Genomic DNA, 17,798 nt, shown 5'->3' with positions numbered 1-17,798 from the left:
GTAACCGTTTAGTGATGCGCTTTCTTAGTGATAAATTACACCCAGAATAAACTCAAATTGCCACTTTTAAAAACAAACCAAATGTAACGTTTAATCAAACATAAATTCATTATTTCCGCCTGATTATTTTTGCGTTAGATTTTCTTTCAGCTTCATCCACCGATTAATGAGAATTAATCTAAATTGGTATAGCCAAACCACCCCATCCCCACTACAGCACAACTCGCATAGTATGTCTTGCCAGGATATTCTCATACGCGCCAATCTTGATCTGACGGACAACAAAAACAGACCCTCATCGGAATTTACCGATAACGGTCTGTGTCTGGACTAGATCGCGCAACTTAGGCTTACTTGGGGGGTTAGGGGGTTACACGACGAATACTCGTTTAGTGCTCATGCTTGCGCTTGCCGTAGTAAAGGAATAGGGCACTCGTTGACGCGGCCAGCAAGCCCAGCAAAGTCAGTGCCGAGTTGACGTCATCCCCTGTCTGCGGCAAGTGTTGGGTCGGTGCGGTTGGCGTGACGGGTTTAGGCGCGATGGGCTTCGGGGTGGCCGTGTAAACAACCGTGAATGCCTTCGCATGGGTGTCCGGCGTGATGCCGGTCAGCTGCTGGATACGCTCAGGATCGGCGGTGAAGCCCGCAATGATCGGGCTGTTTTTGGCCGCAAACGTGGTGTCGTTGGCCACCGCGTGCCAGTCGCCGTACGTGACCACACCAGTGACGAGGTCCACGACCCCAGTTCGGGTAAAGCGGATGATGTCTGTCACGTCCTGCGCGGCGGTCGAACCATCTGCGTAAACGTAGTGGATAGTCTCCGTGATTTCACGAATCAGGTCGTCTTTAGCAGACTGATCTGGCCACTTCGGGCCATCCGGGTTATCCGGATCGACCGGCTGTCCAGGCGTGCCCGGTTGGTCCGGCGTGATGGTTTTGGTGCCGTGCTTGAAATTCACAACGAAGGTCATGCCTTTTGCGCCAAAATGAATCGTGGTCGGCACATTCGAGTCCACAAGCTCAAACCCTTTTTGCTCGAGCGCCTTGATCGTCACGGCCGTTGGATCCGCCACGTCCTGATCAACGTGACCGATGAGTTTCTGGCTCGTCAGGTCCGTACCCGTTGTGACATCGTGATAGATGATGGTGATGGTCGCTTCGTTCGCATGGTAGGTGACCGTTTCCTTCAGGTCCTTGTCGCCGGCCTTCACGGTGGTTTCGGCCACTTGTTTCTTATCGGGGGTGTAGCCTACCACGTCTGGACTATCGACCACGCCAAACGTGTGGCTGGCTGGCGTCCAGTCAGTGAACGTGCTTTCCCCGGTGACCAGGTCAGTCTTACCTGTTCGAGTAAACTGAGTGGTTTCCGTCTTCGCCGCTGGCGCTTTGGCTGAACCGTCCACCACGTACGTAATCGTGCGCGTGACGGTGTCGGTCAGCTGGGCTGGGTCGGTCACGTCCACAATCTTGTGCCCGAACTTGACGATGTAATGGTTGCCATCCGCTGAGACGACGATCTGGTCCGGTACATCATCCCCGAGGTAGGTGTAGTGCTTGGCGACCCAGCCGGCCGTCTTTTCGGCCGTTGGATCGGCGAGCTTCGCGTCGGTGTGGGACTTGATGGTTTGCGTCTCTAAGGTTTCACCGGTCACCGTATCGATATAGTCGATCACCACTTTGGCTTCATTTGCGTGGTAGGTGACCGTTTCCTTGAGGTCCTTGTCGCCGGCCTTCACGGTGGTTTCGGCCACTTGCTTCTTATCGGGGATGTAGCCAACTACTTCTGGACTGTCGACCGTGCCAAACGTGTGGCTAGCTGGTGTCCAGTCGGTGAACGTGCTCTCTCCGGTGACCAGGTCAGTCTGGCCCGTGCGAGTAAACTGGGTGGTTTCCGTCTTCGCCGCTGGCGCTTTTGCCGAGCCATCCACCACGTACGTGATCGTGCGCGTGACAGTATCGGTCAGCTGGGCTGGGTCGGTCACATCCACGATCTTGTGCCCGAATTTGACGGTATAGTGATTCACGTCCGCTGAGACGACGATCTGATTCGGCACATCATCGCTGAGGTAGGTGTAGTGCTTGGCAATCCAGTCGGCCGTTTTTTCAGCCGTTGGATCGGCGAGTTTCGCATCGGTGTGGGACTTGATGGTTTGCGTCTCAAGGGTTTCACCGGTCACCGTGTCGATATAGTCGATCACCACTTTGGCTTCGTTCGCGTGGTAGGTGACGGTTTCCTTGAGATCCTTGTCGCCGGCCTTCACGGTGGTTTCGGCCACTTGTTTCTTGTCGGGGGTGTAACCTACTACGACTGGACTGTCGACCACACCAAATGTGTGGCTAGCTGGTGTCCAGTCAGTGAACGTGCTCTCACCGGTGACCAGGTCAGTCTGACCCGTGCGGTTGAAGGTCGCGGTTTCCGTCTTCGCCGCTGGGGCCTTAGCCGGACCGTCCACCACATACGTAATGGTGCGCGTGACGGTGTCAGTCAGCTGGGCTGGGTCGGTCACGTCCACGATCTTGTGCCCGAATTTGACAGTGTAATGGTTCCCGTCAGCTGAGACGACGATCTGATCCGGCACATCATCCCCGAGGTAGGTGTAGTGCTTGGCAACCCAGTCGGCCGTCTTTTTGGCCGTTGGATCGGCGAGCTTCGCATCGGTGTGGGACTTGATGGTCTGCGTCTCAAGGATTTCACCGGTCACCGTGTCGAGATAGTCGATCACCACTTTGGCCTCGTTCGCGTGGTAGGTGACCGTTTCCTTCAGATCCTTGTCGCCGGCCTTCACCATGGTTTCTGCCACTTGTTTCTTATCGGGGGTGTAGCCTACTACGTCTGGACTGTCGACCGCGCCAAATATGTGGCTGGCTGGGGTCCAGTCGGTGAACGTGCTCTCACCGGTGACCAGGTCAGTCTGGCCCGCGCGGCTGAAGGTCGCGGTTTCCGTCTTCGCCGCTGGGGCTTTGGCCGGGCCGTCCACCACGTACGTAATCGTGCGCGTGACGGTGTCGGTCAGCTCGGCCGGATCGGTCACATCCGCAATCTTGTGCCCGAACTTGACCGTGTAATGGTTGCCTTTGGCCGAAACCGTAAATTGATCCGGCACATCATCCCCGAGGTAGGTGTAGTGCTTGGCGACCCAGTCGGCCGTCTTTTCGGCCGTTGGATCGGCGAGCTTCGCATCGGTGTGGGACTTGATGGTTTGCGTCTCAAGAATTTCACCGGTCACCGTGTCGAGATAGTCGATCACCACTTTGGCTTCGTTTGCGTGGTAGGTGACGGTTTCATTCAGGTCCTGGTCGCCGGCCTTCACGGTGGTTTCGGCCACTTGCTTCCTGTCGGGGGTGTAGCCAACTACCTCTGGACTGTCGACCGCACCAAACTTATGGCTGGCTGGGGTCCAGTCGGTGAATGTACTTTCCCCGGTGACCAGGTCGGTCTTACCTGTTCGAGTAAAGTTCGTCGTCTCCGTCTGCGTAGCTGGCGCCTTGGCTGGGCCGTCCACCACGTACGTGATCGTGCGCGTGACGTTGTCGGTCAGCTGGGCTGGGTCGGTCACATCCACGATTTTGTGACGCACATGGATGACCACGTTGTCCTGATCATCTGTGGTCAATGTCGTTGTCCCGGTCAGCGGCGCGCTACCTTCGCTCAGGATGTACTTGTCCCCGTCAAAAAGCTTGCTGGCATCGTAAGTCTTGGTGTCTTTTTCCTTCCCGGTCAGCGTCAAGGCCCCTAAAGCGGTTGGGTGCCCCGCGGCATCTGGCGCATCGTCATCAACCACTGTCACTTTGGCCATAGTATCTGCCAAGACCGGGGGCGTGATGTGACCGCCACTGATCCCGATGCCGATCACCCCATCGGAAATCTTGTCCGGCGCCTGAACGCCCGCGTCAGCGGCAAGAATTTTACCGCTGACTTGGGTGCCGAGCTTGACGGTCGTGGCCCCTTGCACGTTCCAGACGATGGCGTGCTTCGAGTCCTCAGAGCTCTTGCCACCATCCAGGGTAACGGTTTGCCCCGGCGCGGATTCCACGTTGTAGATCACGATGTCGTTGCCGAGCCCGTTGATCTGCATCTGAGCAGGGATCTTTTCGCCATTCATCCGGACGACAAAAATCGCCGATTGGCCGTCTGCGCTCGGGATCATCCGCACGCCGCTGGCTGCAGGGTCCTGCGCCAGCTGCACTAACTGATCGCGCCCAATATTCGTGTTCGTTTGATTCGCAAAAAAAGCGTCCCCTGCGGATATTTTTCCGAGGGTGCTGGAGATATTCTCGTAGGCCTGCTTGAAAGTCCACGGGTCCGCGGCCACCGCATTCACAAGCACGCCGGCATCGGTATCAAACGCGTGCGTGTCGCCGTTGTTGATCTGCTCGCCGTTAATGAACCCGTCAGTGATCTTGTTCCCCGCCGCGGTTTCACCTTTAGTGGTGACCTGGGCGCCACCCGAAATCACGGCCATTGACCCGTTGATCGGCACGGCATCACTGGTGACTATCCCCGCCAGTGAAACGTAATCGTAGGTGTCCATCCATTGCTTCATCCACGCTACGGTTGCGGCAACCCCATAATCCGCCGTATATTGGGCGATGACCTGAGGGTCGGCAAACTGGGCCGCGGCCGCCACAAAGTCTTGCGGGGTCTTGATTTCAACCGCTGGCGCCGCCTTCACCGGCACCTGTATTACCGCCGGTGCCACCGCACTCTCAGTCGAGCGCGCGACCGATGTTGCCGCCGGGACTGCCGCGGCGGGTGTTGCAGGCGTCTCAGTCACATCGGTCGCCGGCGCTTTGGCCACGATGGCGGCCGGTTGCTGACCGGTCAGTGGCTGAACGCGTTGGCCGTCATTGTCGGTGTCGGTCGGTGCGGTTGCCTCAGTTGCCGGTGCCACTTCAGCCGATGTCCCCACAGTCGCCGCAGGATCTGATTGCCCCTGTGCCGCCGCCGCAACCCCCTGAAGCGGCACCGCGCCAAAGCCGACCAGCGTGACCCCCACGACCAGCATCTGGTTCACCCACTGCTTGCCTCGCTTGTACAACCGATAGTGCGCACGCTGCGAAGATTTCGCCAGTGCTTGATCTAACTTAGCTCGCTTTTTTTGCATAACAATTTTCCTTCCCCCATGGAATATTGAGTGTGCTGTAGCAGACACAATCTCACACCGTATCATACGCGGGGAAAACCATTATATCCATGTGATAAAAACATCATATAAGTAGTATCACAGCTTTCTAGATCACCAATTTGGATAATTTTTTTATAAAAAAAGACGCTTATGCCGTGATTTCTGCGATTATCAATTTAATTCAAATAATCACAAGATAGTTTCTTCGTGATGACCCTAAAAATACGTGTGAACAAATTTGTTATTCTTTTATGCAGATCCGCCTATACCATCAGCGCCACGCCATCCAATTATTCCGTGTTGACCTGAAATAGAACGCTTATCACGTAACATGTTCCGTACAAGAAACGTCGGTATTACAGGGTTTGAGCACCCATTCCAGCACAAACCTAGGAATCACACCGCAAAAAAGCCCAATTCCTTTTTGACTGCAGCGTTGGTCAAAGCAGATTCAAACGTTGCGCTAGTGCCGGCTTCATCCGCTTCTCATCACAATCACCGCAAGTCAATTCGGCGCGATTACTGGCATCACGCAAAAAAACGCATGACTGCCGTCAGTGGTAGTCATGCGTTTTTGAGCTCGTGTTAGCCCCGGCGCTTGCTAAACTGCCAAGCAGCCGTGGTGGTGCTGACCAGTAACAGCCCCATCAGGGCCACGATCTGGTTCACCGCATCCCCGGTTTGTGGGAGGCGCGGCTTTGGGGTGTGCGGAATCAGGGTGTTGATCAGATCGGTTCCGCTGACGGTGGCCGTGTAGCCGGTTGGCACGTTGGCTTCCGTCACGCTGTACTGGTAGACGTTCCCGGCGGCGTCCAGCTTGGCCAGACCCGTGAACTGATACTGCCAGTTGGTGGTCGCACTGACCGCCTTGGTGGCGACCAGCGTCTTGGCACCGCTCAGGCTTTGCCGCCAGAGCTGCACGGTAATGCTGGTTGGCCGCAGGTGGGCCGCATCGTTGTTGTCGCGCCAGTACTTGGTGCCGCTCAGCGCGGTGGTCGGCTGGTAGGTGTTCGTCAGATCACTCGTGATCTCGTTGTCCACCTGCGTGGCCGGCGCAACGGTGCTCGTGTAATCCGTTGGCGTGGCCGCTTCCTTCACGCTGTAGACGTAGGCTTGACCCTGCGCATCGTAGCGGTCCAGGTTGCTGAAGCGGTACTGCCAGTTGTCGGCCGCGCTGATGGTTTGGCTGGCGACTTTGGTGCCGTTTTGATACAAATCGACCGAGATCGACTGCGGCCGTGCGCCGTAGCGGTCGTTAAAGTCCGCCCAATGCTTGGTGCCGCTGACCGCAACGATCGCCGTGTTGGTGACGTCCGCATGGCCCAGCGCGCCGGTGCCGCCTTCCGCGGTCGGGGCGGTCACGGTGGCGCGGTAATGCGCATCGACGTTCAGCTCGGCCACGCGGAAGGTGTGGGCCGTGCCGGTCGCCTTGTACTTCGGTAGCGCCGTGAAGTGGTAGGTCCACTGGGTCGCGGCCGAGACGGTTTGCACTTCAAGTGGCTGGGTGCTGTCGTCCATGTAAACGGCAATTTGCACACTCGCCGGACGAATGCCCGCCGCATCGCTGGCATCCAGCCAAGTTTTGCGACCGATCAGCTCAATGGTTGGGACGTACTGGTTAGTGATGTCCACCCCGACCCGGTCGCCATAAGCGTCCATCGTGCGGCCCGGGGCAACCTTCGCCGCGTAACCCGGCACGGTGCTGAGCTCCTGAACCGTGTAGGCGTAGGCGTTGCCATCTGCATCATCGCGATCCAGGTTCGTGAACTGGTACTGCCAGTTGGTCGTTGCGTTCACGGTTTGGGTCGCGATCTGCGTCCCGTTTTGGAACAAGCCGACCTGGATCTCGTGGGCGCGCGCGTTATCGATGTTATCAAAATCATCCCAGTGCTTCTGCCCAGCCACCGAAATGATGGCCTTGTTGGTCAGACTGGTGGCCACGTCGCCATTTTTGGCCGCCGTTGCGGTGTTGGCTGTCAGCGCGTAGTGGCTGAGCGCCGCGCTGGTGGTGTCATCCGCCTCTTCCTGAACGGTGTACTGGATGGCCTTGCCGTCCTTGTCCACCTTCTGGAGGTCGTTGAACGCATACTGCCAGTGATTGGCTGCGGTGGCCTTGGCAGTTAGCGCCGTCTTGGCCCCGTTCTTGTACAGCCGAATGACCAAGTAAGCCGGCCGGATCGCGGCCTTGCCGGCGTCCTGCCAGTGCTTTTGGCCGGTCAGATCGATGGTTTCTTCCGTGTTGGTGATGGTCGCATCGGTCACCGCATCCTCGGTGTTGGTCGGGTCAACGATCGTACTAGTGTACCCCGTGACCGCGTCTTCGGTGACGGTGTACGTGATCGGCTGACCGTTGGCGTACTTCGGCTGGTTCGCGAATTGATAGGTCCACTTGTCGGCCGCGGTGACCTGCTGCTTCGCGACTTCAACATCGTTGGCCCACAGGTGTACCGTGATCGCCGCCGGGCGGCTGTTATCGCGGTTGTCGAAGTCTTGCCACGTCTTCGTGCCTTTGAGGGTGACTACTTCAGGTTGGTGGGTGTTGGTGATATCGTTGCCGGTGTAAGTTGCGGTATACCCGTCAACCGCGTCTTCTGCAACCGTGTAGGTGATTTCCTCACCCTGATCGGTATACTTCGGCAGATTGGTAAAGCTGTACTGCCATTTGTCATCTTTGGTTACTGTCTTGGTCGCAACCTGCTTGCCATCCGCCAGCAGGTTCACCGTGATCTCAGTTGGCCGCTTGCCGTCCTGGTTCTTGCTATCGGACCAGTGCTTGGTACCGGATAAGCTGATCACTGGCTGGTCTTTGACTGTTGTCGTCACCACTGGGTTCGACTCACCCGCTTCTTCAGCAACTGTTATCAGCTGATCCTTGGCTAGTGAATAACCGCTTGGTGCTTGCGTTTCAACTAAAACGTATTTACCCAGCCTCAGGCCACTGATCGATAGCTGACCTTCAGAATCCGTCACACCATTGGCAACAATAGGCTTAGTTTTATCCGCTTTTCCGTCTTTGTCAGCTTCATACAATAAGAAATGTGCCCCGGATAACAAATAGCCTGTATCGCCTTGATCACGTGTTGCATCGACCTTCGTAATTTCCAGCGTTCCGTTGACACTTTCGACGGTCCCGTATCCACCTTCGACGTTAAATACCGTGGTATTGTCTGTCTTGGATGCGTTCCAATAAGAACCTGTAATTGTTGCCGTGTTCTCCGGCGAAACCTTATCCCCAATTTTTTGGTTGCTCGAGACTAGGATTTTGGCGTCGTACGTCATGTTTACTTGGTAGTCAATATCTTGCAAAAATATCAGTTCGAAGCCTTGCGTCGTTGGACTCAATTTATACGCTTCTTCAGGAATAGCTTTTCCGTCTTTATCCGTCACCTTAAAACTGTTCGTCAGAATCGCAAGTGTAGCGCCGTCGGCAACTTTATCGACAACCGTCGTGCCTTTGCTGATGATCAACTTGTCAGCTTTCGAATCCTCATTCGGCTTAACCGTAACGGTATAAGTAACATCCTGTGAATTACCATCTTGTTTTGCTGTTTTGTCAATTAAATTGCTCTGATAATCGTATGAAACCTGCGCATTAAGGTCGCCGGTTTTATGCGTATTATCGGTGTACTTGGCTGTGTTTGTGAAAGTTGAATCTTTAAGGCCTTCGTCAGATGTTGCTTTTGTACTAAAGTCTTTGATCGTCGTGTGTACCGTAATGGTATACGCCGCAGCTTCCCCAGGCGTAAAGCCCTTAAAAGCGATCTGATTGCTGTTCGCGTCATAAGTAGCCGTGACGTTCGAATCCGGCAAGCCATTCTTCATGACCTCGAATTGTGCGTCAGTCAAGTTCGCGTCCACAAGGTCGGCAAGGCCAGTTGGTTCCAGTGTTTCTGGCAACCGATCAACCAGTGCCCCATTCTGATCCAATTCAACATTCTTATCCTTGTTCAGGTCAATGGTCCAATCAATCGCACCCGTCTTGGCATCAATGATCTTACCTGACTTACTTCCCTGAACGGTTTCAAGTTGTCCGGGGTTATACGGAACTTCAGCATGCCCGTGATACTTATTACCATCCATCGTGTAATCGTAGTCGACGGCATTTTTCTCATCGTGACCATCTTGACCGGGTGTTACCGTGTACTTTGCAGTGTAGGTCACAACAAATGAATCCGTTGTCCCCTTTTCCTGCGAAATAAGGGAGGTAAAATCGAGGGTAAACTTATTGTTCTTGGCATCTACGATTGGCTTTACTTCGCCCGTAACGTCTGTTTCTTTGGAAGAATCGCCTTTTTGTGAGACGCGTGTCACTTTTAAGCCAGCGTTCAATAACGCTTCATCGAGAATAATCCCGTCTGAGCCCTGATCAACAATTTGAGCTGTGGTGATCTGCTGATGATTCGAGTTCACTTCAATTTTGTAACGAATTGTTTTATCGGTCGTGTTAACCGCAGACTTGTCACCAGACCCGTCGAGAGATTTAACAATTCCGCTTCCTTCTCGGGTTATTTTACCGTTGCTACTGTGACCGTGCCACTCAATCTCGTTATTAGAATCAAGCGAGACAGCGTCTTTATTCAAAGACTTCGTATAGTACGTTATCGTATATTCTTTATTGATATCTTTTGTCTGTGTGAAATAATATTTTGTTTTGTCCTTTGGATCCTGCGTAACCGAAAAGTCGCTTCCCAAAGCATCCTTCAAAGCTTCAGGTTCAGTTAGAGGCGTCCCTGATTTGTCAGTCAACTGTTGACTGTTATCCATCGTGTCTGTCCAGACAGTGCCCTTCGGAACAAACATTCCCTTTGGGGTAATGGTAACCGTCCATTTAATTACCCCCTGCTCGTCTATAGCGCCTGTTTTCTTGACGTTAACTGAATTACCAAAACTCGTTTCGGCCTTACTCTGGAGATCTGTCCCATTATTATCCCGTAGGTTCGCCGTATTCGTAATAGTTTCGCTCGCTTCGGCCAAATCGACCTTGGTGACGTACTCTAACTCATACTCCGTCTGTTTATCCGCAGCATCGTTAAGTTGGAACGTCACCTCAGTACCCTTATCGTTAACTGATGGTTCATCAAAGTAAGCCCCTTCCGTAGATGTGCCATCCGGACTGATGGCGCTCTGGGTCACAAGCTTTTCAAAAGTTACGCCTGCTGGCAAGGTATCGACAATCTTTGTCCCATCACCAAAAGGAGAGGAGCCAGGGGTAATGGTGACGTGCCACGTAACCTCTGCTTGATTATTTTTAATGTTTTGGGATTCGGTTTGCGATACAACCGCCTTATCGATGGATGCGCTCTTTTGGTCCACTTTCGGTTTAACGACAACGTTCGCTGTGTCTGTAAACGGAATCGTCTTATCTTGATCCTCAGGACTATCTGTCGCTGTGAGTGTTCCGGCAACGTTGAGTCCCCCATGAACTTTAGAATTGTCATGAACGTAATCAGTAAAGGTGATTTTAGCAGTCTTATCTGTATTGAAAACAAATTCGCCACAAACTGCACCGTTCGCATCAATCAACTCACCGGTAATTGCGTGCTCTAATTTAAAGTTATTTGGCAACTTAAAGTTAAAGAAGTCGCCTTTATTAATCTGACTCCCCACGTTGTCGGGTATTGCCCACGTGTAGTTTAGCACCGCAGTGGCGCCTTCCATCGCGGTTAGAGGATTTTCATTCCCCTCCCCATCCGTCAGCTTAACATCCGTAAAAATCGTCCCGTCCGGCAACAGTGACGTGATGTCCTTGGCAGCGGTGGTGGCATCGACGCGCACTCGGGTCTTCCCGCCGCTGGTCAGGTCAAACGTGGCCTGCTGCCGATCCTGGACCAAGGGGTTGCCCGCTTGATCAAGGAGCGTGGTCGCCAACGTGATCCGGTCCGCGCGCGGCGTCGTGAAACTAATGGTTGAAACGCTACTAGACAGCGCGGTTTCCGCCTGGTAGGTCGTGCCGCCAACGGCCTGGCTCGCAAGCTGATCGCTCTGAAGCGTCAGCTGCTGGCCGTTACCATCCGTGGCCAACAGCGCCAACTTCGACGCCGTTGCGGTCTTGCGGGTCACGTTGACTTGCCACTGCACCGTGTCGCCCTGAACGGTATAGCGCGCCGTTGCATCGGCGGCATCGCTCGTTAAAATCGTCGTTTGCGCCTGCGCCTGAACCGTCTGAATGCCACTGGTCAGATACTGGACAAACGGAAATAAAATGACCAACAGCATGACGCGGTTGAGCCACTTATTGAGTTGTTTCATATTAAGTTCCCCCCAAAAAATACCAAGAAAGTAATCTAAGGCACGCGGCCAATCCCCGTGCCAGGCTCACACAATCGTTTCGTCGAATCGCGACCAAGGCCGCGTTGAATCACTCCACTCCTTAAAGCCGGGGCCCGATACGCCCCGGTTTTCGCGCGGCTGGGTTCCCCCACCGCGCGCACTGAGCGCCATTGCGCCATGGTGTGCCGGCCCAGTCGCGGGTCAAAAAGACACACCTTGCTCTAAATATTTTTATATTTTAATACACAGAATACAGTATAATGAGTTTTGCGAGACAGTTTCTGGACAGGTGAAACTAATCCGTCCATTAGTTTACGTCAGTAACCATTTTGTCCTCCTGGCCATCCGCCGGGATCTGACGAATAAGGAGATTTTGAGATGAACTCAGCCGATCTGCGCGTTGTTAAAACCCAACAGGCCATTTCCGCCGCTTTTTTCGCGGAGCTGGCCATCACGCCGTTCGATCAGATCACCGTCACCAGCCTGACGCGGCGCGCGCTGATCGGCAAGGCCACATTCTACAATCACTACATTGATAAGTATCAGCTCGCCACCGCACTGATCGAAAAAGCGGTGGACGCGCTGCGCCCCATGCTGGGCCAGGCCGTGCAGCCGACCCCGCACCCGGTGACCCCGCTACCTACTGATCTGCTCCATCAGCTGCGGCTACTGGCAACCATCCATGCGCCCGAGGCAGACTTCGAGACCATTAGCCGATGGCGCACCGCCCATTATTACCAAACTCGCCTGGTCGCACAGACACCGGCACTCCAACACCCGGCCACGGTGGCCCGCTACCTGGCCGCCGCGGCGATCGCCATCCTGACCACCTACCTCGCCGACAGCACCGCAACGGATCAGGCGGTGCTACTGGCGGGGTTGCAGGAGCTGGTCCACCTGACGACACAGGCCTGACCACCCCCTGTTCCACGTGAAACAACGCACGCCAAAAACGGCCCGTGCCCACCTTCTCAGTGAAGGCGGCCACGGGCCGTTCGTGTGTGATTCAGCTGATCTTAGTGCTTAAACTTGCGGAACCCGAGCCAGCCGAGGCCAGCCACGAGGGCGGTCCCGATCGCGGCGAGCACGCCGTTGGTCTGATTCCCGGTTTGTGGGATCGACCCAGTGGCGTGGTTGCCAGCGGTGGTGCCGGTGGTGTGACTGCCAGCGCTTGTGGCACTGCCACTGCCGGTCCCTGGGGTGCTGCTGTCACCGGTGCCCGGTTTGGTGCCATCGCCAGGCTTGGTGCCGGTGCCTGGCTTGGTGTCATCCCCGTTGCCGGTGGTGTCATCCTTGCCCGCACTCGGCGCTTTTTCGAGCTTCGCCAGGGCGAGTTCGAGGTCGCTGCCGGCCTTGGCCACTTGGCTGGCGGTGGCTTGGTCATCTGCTGCGACCTCCACAGCGGCGGCCAGCGCCTCTGCAACGGCCTTGTAAGTGTTGGCAGTGTAATCTTCTGGCTTCAGCGCCTGGGCAGCCTTGATCAGGTCGTTGAGCTTGGTCTTATCGACCGTTGGGGTTGGCTTCTGCAACCCGGCCGCGGCGGTGTTCAGCGCGGTCAGGGCCGCGTCCACTTGAGCCTGGGTGGCGGCATCATCCGCCAGCACGGCTTGGGCGTCTGTCAACGCCGTCGTGAATGGGGCAAAGGTGGCGGCGGTGTAGTCCGCCGCGTTGAGCTTGGCCAAGTCCTTGACGGCAGCCGCCAGTGCAGTGCGGTCAACGGTCGTTGGCGCCTTCGCCTGCAGTTGCGCCAGGGCGTCGATCAGATCAGCAGCCGCTTGGTTCACGGCCTTAGCCGTGGCGGTGTCGTCCTTGACCACGGCTTGCGCGGCGGTCAGCGCCTTTTGCAGCGCGGCAAAGGAGTCGACGGTGTACGCGTCAGCCTTCAGGGCCTTGGCGGCATTGATCGCGTGGGTCAGGGTGGTCAGGTCAGGCTTCAAGGCGTTGTTCAACAGGTCCGCCAGGGCGCTGCCCAGCTGTTTGGTCAGCGTGGCGGCGGTCGTTGCATCCAGCCCTGCGGCCAGCTGTTGCTTGGCGTCAACGACTTGCGCCTTGACGCCTTCGTACGCCGCTTTTTGATAGTGGCTGGCGTCCAACGCGTCAAAGGTATCGATCATGGCGCTCAGCGCGTCGGTGTTCGCCGCGGTGGCTGGCTGAAGGGCGCTGATGGCGGCCACCAGCTGCTGCTGCAGGGCATCGGCTTGCGCCTGGGTCAGGTTCGGGTTCACCAGCGCTGCCTTGGTCGCGGCGATCGCTTCCGTCACAGGGGCGAAGCTTGCCGGCGTGAACTGGCTGGCGTTCAGGGCTTCGGCGACCGCCAGGCCCTGCTTGAGGCCGGACAGGTTGACGAGGTTGGCCTCAAGGATCAGGGCGCTGCTGTCATCCGGTTCGAGCTCCTTGCTGTTTTGGTTGACCAGCATCTGGTCGGCCAGCGTCAGGGCGATGTTTTTGCCGTTCAGCGGCGCGAGGGACTTGAACTTCAGGGTCGCCACCACGCCACTGCCGGACACGGCGGTCGCTTGCCCCCGGTTGGCGTAAACCACGTAGGCGTCTTCGCTGCCATCGGAGTGCTTGCGGACTTTGGAGAAGTTGACCATGTCGCGGGTCAGATCGCCGGCTGCGATCCCGGCGGTTTCTAGCGCCATTTCGTTGCTGTTGAAGGCAATGCGGGTGGACAGCGCGTTAACGCCGGCCAGATCCTTGCCCTTAATGGTCAGGGTCACGTCATCGCCAGGGGCGTAAACGGCCTTGTCGGCGCTTATGCTGAGGCTGCCGGTTGGTACAGTAGCATCCCCGGCATCGGCGGCGAGCGGCGCGTCGCCGAGCTGCTTGAGCACGTAGTTGATGTCAAAGGCATCGATGGTGCCGTTTTGGTTCAGGTCACCGGTTTCGACGTAGCCGGCAAAGTCGTTATCCTTGCCCGCCGTGTCGCCCGTGTACTCCTTGAGGGACTTCTCGTCGTTGCCGTCGATCTTGCCGTCATTGGTGATGTCCCCTGGCAAGGAGCCGCCTTCGCCAGGCTTTTCGTACACCAGGATGTCTTCACCGGAAACGAAATCGCCGACCGTGGAGCCCTTTGGAATGCTGAACTTCAGGTAGTAGGCCTTCGTCTTCTCGGCGAATTCGATGGTCTTTTGGGTGCCATCCTTGGCCCAAGTCTTGGTGGCGATGTCCTTCCAGTGGATGCCGTCCAGGCTGGCGGCAATAGTCATGCCGCTCATCGTCCCGTTGCCGCCGTCTTCCCGCGGCGCGTAGATGATTTTATCCAAGGTCGTGATCTTGTCGAGCTTGGTCGTGATGGTCATCGGTGTGGCGCTCTGCTTCGGGGAGCTGGTAAACCAGTTGGAGTGCGCCGTCGTGGCCAGGTCGCGGTCAAACAGGTACTCGAGTGGCTGGCTGTCCTGCCAGATAGCCACGCCGGTGATGGCAGATTCCGTCTTCAGCGGGGTCACTTTCACGGTGTTTTTCAGCGGATCCTCGGCGGTGGTGAAGGTTTGTTCTTCCGTCCACGGGGAGTCACCGTCCGCGGTCACCTTCTGCACCTGAGCGGTGTGCTTGGAAGCCGCGGTCAGCTCGCTGACGCTGAAGTCTGGGGTCTTTTGGCCCGTGTACAACTCACCGTCGAACTTGATGTTGTAGCTCGTCGCGTCATCCGCCTTGTCCCACTTGAGGCCCAGCACTGTCGCGGTGGTCACATCGTCATCCTTCGTCAACCCGGTCGGGGCGCTCAGGCTCTCATTGATCTCGCCTGGTGCGTTCACTGGCTGGCTGGTGGCGTCGATGCCGGTGGCGTGAACGACCACTTCATTAGCCGAAACGTCGGTGGCGCCGACTTTGACCCGCAGGAAGGACTGATTGATCTGATCCTTAGCGGCGTCAATGTCTTGGAGGTAGTCGTTGGTCGTGTAGGCCTTGTCGAAGTAGTAGACGTCGGTGCCCTTGTTATAGGCGTCGAGGCTGTCAACGGCCTTGAGTTGCACGGCCTTGCCGCCCACCGTTGCGGTCACGGTCTTGGGTGCCTGGTTGGTGTGCGCGGCAAACTCGGTGGTCCGCTTGGTGTTCAGGCCGGCAAAACTGCCGGTGAGCTTGCCCGCTGTCAGTGTCAGGTCGTCTTTGACCAGCTTGCTTGAAATCGCGGTCGTGGCGCTTTCGCCCTTCAGGTACTTGGCCGAGATGCCGTCGTCTTCGTAAACCGTGGTCGACGTGTCGCCACCCGGGTAAACCTCAAACTGACGCTGGGTCTGGTCGTAGTCCTTTGGCGTGTTGTGCGCCGGGGTCTTGGCGGTGATGGCGCCTTTTTTGACGAACAGCGGCAGCTTCCAGATCGGGGCGTCGTAGTTGTTCAGCACCTGGCCGCCTTGGTATTCCTTGCCGGTGTAGTAATCGACCCAGATCTGGTCCTTGTCCGGCAGGTAAATGCCGTTGCGGATGTCGTTACCATCCGCATCTGCGGCGGTGTCCTGATAGATCGGCGCCACCAGGAAGTTGTCGCCCCACATGTACTGGTACTTGCTGGTGTTGCCGTACGCCGCGGCTTCGTTCGGGTAGTCGAGGAACATCGCGCGCACCATCGGTTTGCCTTCCGTGGAAGACTCGTGGGCAATGGTGTAGATGTACGGCATCATCGCGGTTTTTTGCTTCAGGTAGGCGCGGTTGATGTCTGTGGTGCCCTTGTCAAACGCGAACGGGTTCTTCTGAGTCGAGCCCCAGCCGTCCATGTTCAGCTCGATCGGCGTGAACGTCTTCCACTGGTAGTCGCGGGTGTTGATCGTCTTGTTCTTGCCGCCAAAGATCCCGTCCATGTCGGAGCCGACGTTCGGCTGGCCGGACAGGCCCTCGCCGATGTACGTTGGGATGTGGAAACGAATGTACTCCCATTCGCCGCCAGTCTGGTCCCCGTCCCAGATGCCGGCCGTGCGCTGGGTGCCGGCCCAGCCGGCCAGGGTGACGATCATCGGCCGCAGGGAGTCGCCCTTGATCTTTTGGATCATGTCCGCCGCGGTTTGGGTCCCGTTGAGCCCGAAGGAGTAGCCGTTGCCGACCCAGGCCACGTCGGTTTTCAGGGCCTTGACACCGGCTTGCAGCTCGGCTTCAAAGTCGCGGTCCTTGTTGGTCGGGTGCGCCGGGTCGACGGGCTTCAGGTTCTGTTGCGTCCACAGCCCGACCTCGACACCCTTGCTGTTGGCGGTGTCAACGAACTGCTTGAGGTTGGCGATGTTGCCGGCCAAGCTGTCGGTTTGCCCGTAACCCGCGCCGTACCCATCGTTGGGCAGGAACCAGCCGATCGGCATATCGTTGTCGAGGTAGCGGTTCAGCATGGTTTCGGCAGTGAACTGGCCCGCGCCGTTCAGCGTTTCAAGCGTCGCGCCAGTTTTATCCGCCAAGTCCGCCGGCTGGTACTCCTTGTAGTAGTTGCCGTCCGGGTACAAAATCGCGCCACTGGTGCCCTTATCGACCTTCACCCAGTAGTCCCGGTTGTAGGCGTTCAGGTGCGCCTCGTAGAAGCCGTAACGCGGCATCATAGCTGGCATGCCGGTCAGCTCTTGGTAGTCTTTGATCAGCTGGTACGGCGTGTCATCGAAGAAGTAAACCGCATCAAAGCGGTTTTCATCGTGTGTCGTAGTCACGGTGCCGGATGCATCCGCGTTGAAGTGGTACATCCCCGGCTTGAAGGTGTTGCGCACCACGCCATAACCGGACGTGGACCAGTAGAACGGCGATGGTGAGGCCACGCCCTGGTCGACCCAGTTGGTGGTGTTCACGATCTTGGTGTCCGTCCCCGACAGGTTGAAGCGCCCGTTTTGGGTCCCACCGCCAAAGTAGTTGCTGCCGCCGAGGTCCTTGAGCGTCTGCGTGGTGCTGCCCTTGGCCACATCGATGGCCTTGGTTTCGGCCATCACGACCTTGTCGCCCTTCTTGACCGTCATGGTGCCGGCCGTCTTGTCAAAAGTGACGGTGACCTTGCCGGTATCCAGCGTGGTCTGGTCGCCTTTTTCGCTCAGCGTTGTGGCTAAGAACGCCTTGTTGTCAAACGCGTCGAAACCCTTTTCCGTCGCAAGAATGCGGGCGTTCAGGCCCTTTTCAGACTGCTCCGGATCGGCGTACTGGCCAGTAGGGTCCGCGTAGTAGCGGAACATGTTGGCCGTCAGCACGGACAGCCGCGCCTTGAGCCCGTTGGTGTAGGTGACCTCAAAATAGGTCCCTTCTTTGGTCACGGCGGTGATCCCCACCGCCGCCACCGTTTTGGCTTGGGCCGTCCCCTTGGCCGTTGCCGCTTGCCCCTTGGTATCCGTTGCGTGAACCGACAAAATTTGGTTGCCTGCTGCAGAAACGGCGGTCAAAACGATGGCACTATAAAGCAGCCCCTTGACCCGTCGCCGCGCGATACGTTGCTTCCCCATTGCG

4 protein-coding genes are annotated in these 17,798 nt (G+C 56.7%); 1 reads left to right on the top strand and 3 read right to left on the bottom strand.

From position 1 onward, the window contains the following. Nucleotides 1-389: 389 nt before the first annotated feature. Nucleotides 390-5,105: a mucin-binding protein gene (locus EKM88_RS00980; protein ID WP_164511947.1), complete on the bottom strand. Its 4,716-nt coding sequence runs from the start codon at nucleotides 5,103-5,105 to the stop codon at nucleotides 390-392. A 606-nt stretch (nucleotides 5,106-5,711) separates the two neighbouring features. Beyond that, complete coding sequence (locus EKM88_RS00975; RefSeq protein ID WP_125702313.1) at nucleotides 5,712-11,375, bottom strand: Cna B-type domain-containing protein; 5,664 nt, start codon at nucleotides 11,373-11,375, stop codon at nucleotides 5,712-5,714. A 399-nt stretch (nucleotides 11,376-11,774) separates the two neighbouring features. Here EKM88_RS00975 and EKM88_RS00970 point away from each other — a divergent pair, with 399 nt between their 5' ends. Beyond that, nucleotides 11,775-12,311 carry a TetR/AcrR family transcriptional regulator gene (locus EKM88_RS00970; RefSeq protein WP_125702312.1) on the top strand — a complete coding sequence of 179 codons (537 nt, stop codon included), beginning with the start codon at nucleotides 11,775-11,777 and terminating at the stop codon, nucleotides 12,309-12,311. 101 nt (nucleotides 12,312-12,412) lie between these two features. Here the strand turns inward: EKM88_RS00970 and EKM88_RS00965 are convergent, their stop codons facing one another. Continuing rightward, nucleotides 12,413-17,794, bottom strand: coding sequence for a TIM-barrel domain-containing protein (locus EKM88_RS00965; RefSeq protein WP_125702311.1), 5,382 nt, complete (start codon nucleotides 17,792-17,794; stop codon nucleotides 12,413-12,415). Nucleotides 17,795-17,798: the final 4 nt, after the last annotated feature.

Source organism: Lacticaseibacillus daqingensis, from assembly GCF_003946115.1.
In the GTDB taxonomy this organism is placed as follows: domain Bacteria; phylum Bacillota; class Bacilli; order Lactobacillales; family Lactobacillaceae; genus Lacticaseibacillus; species Lacticaseibacillus daqingensis.
This window is presented reverse-complemented; position numbering and strand designations above follow the sequence as displayed.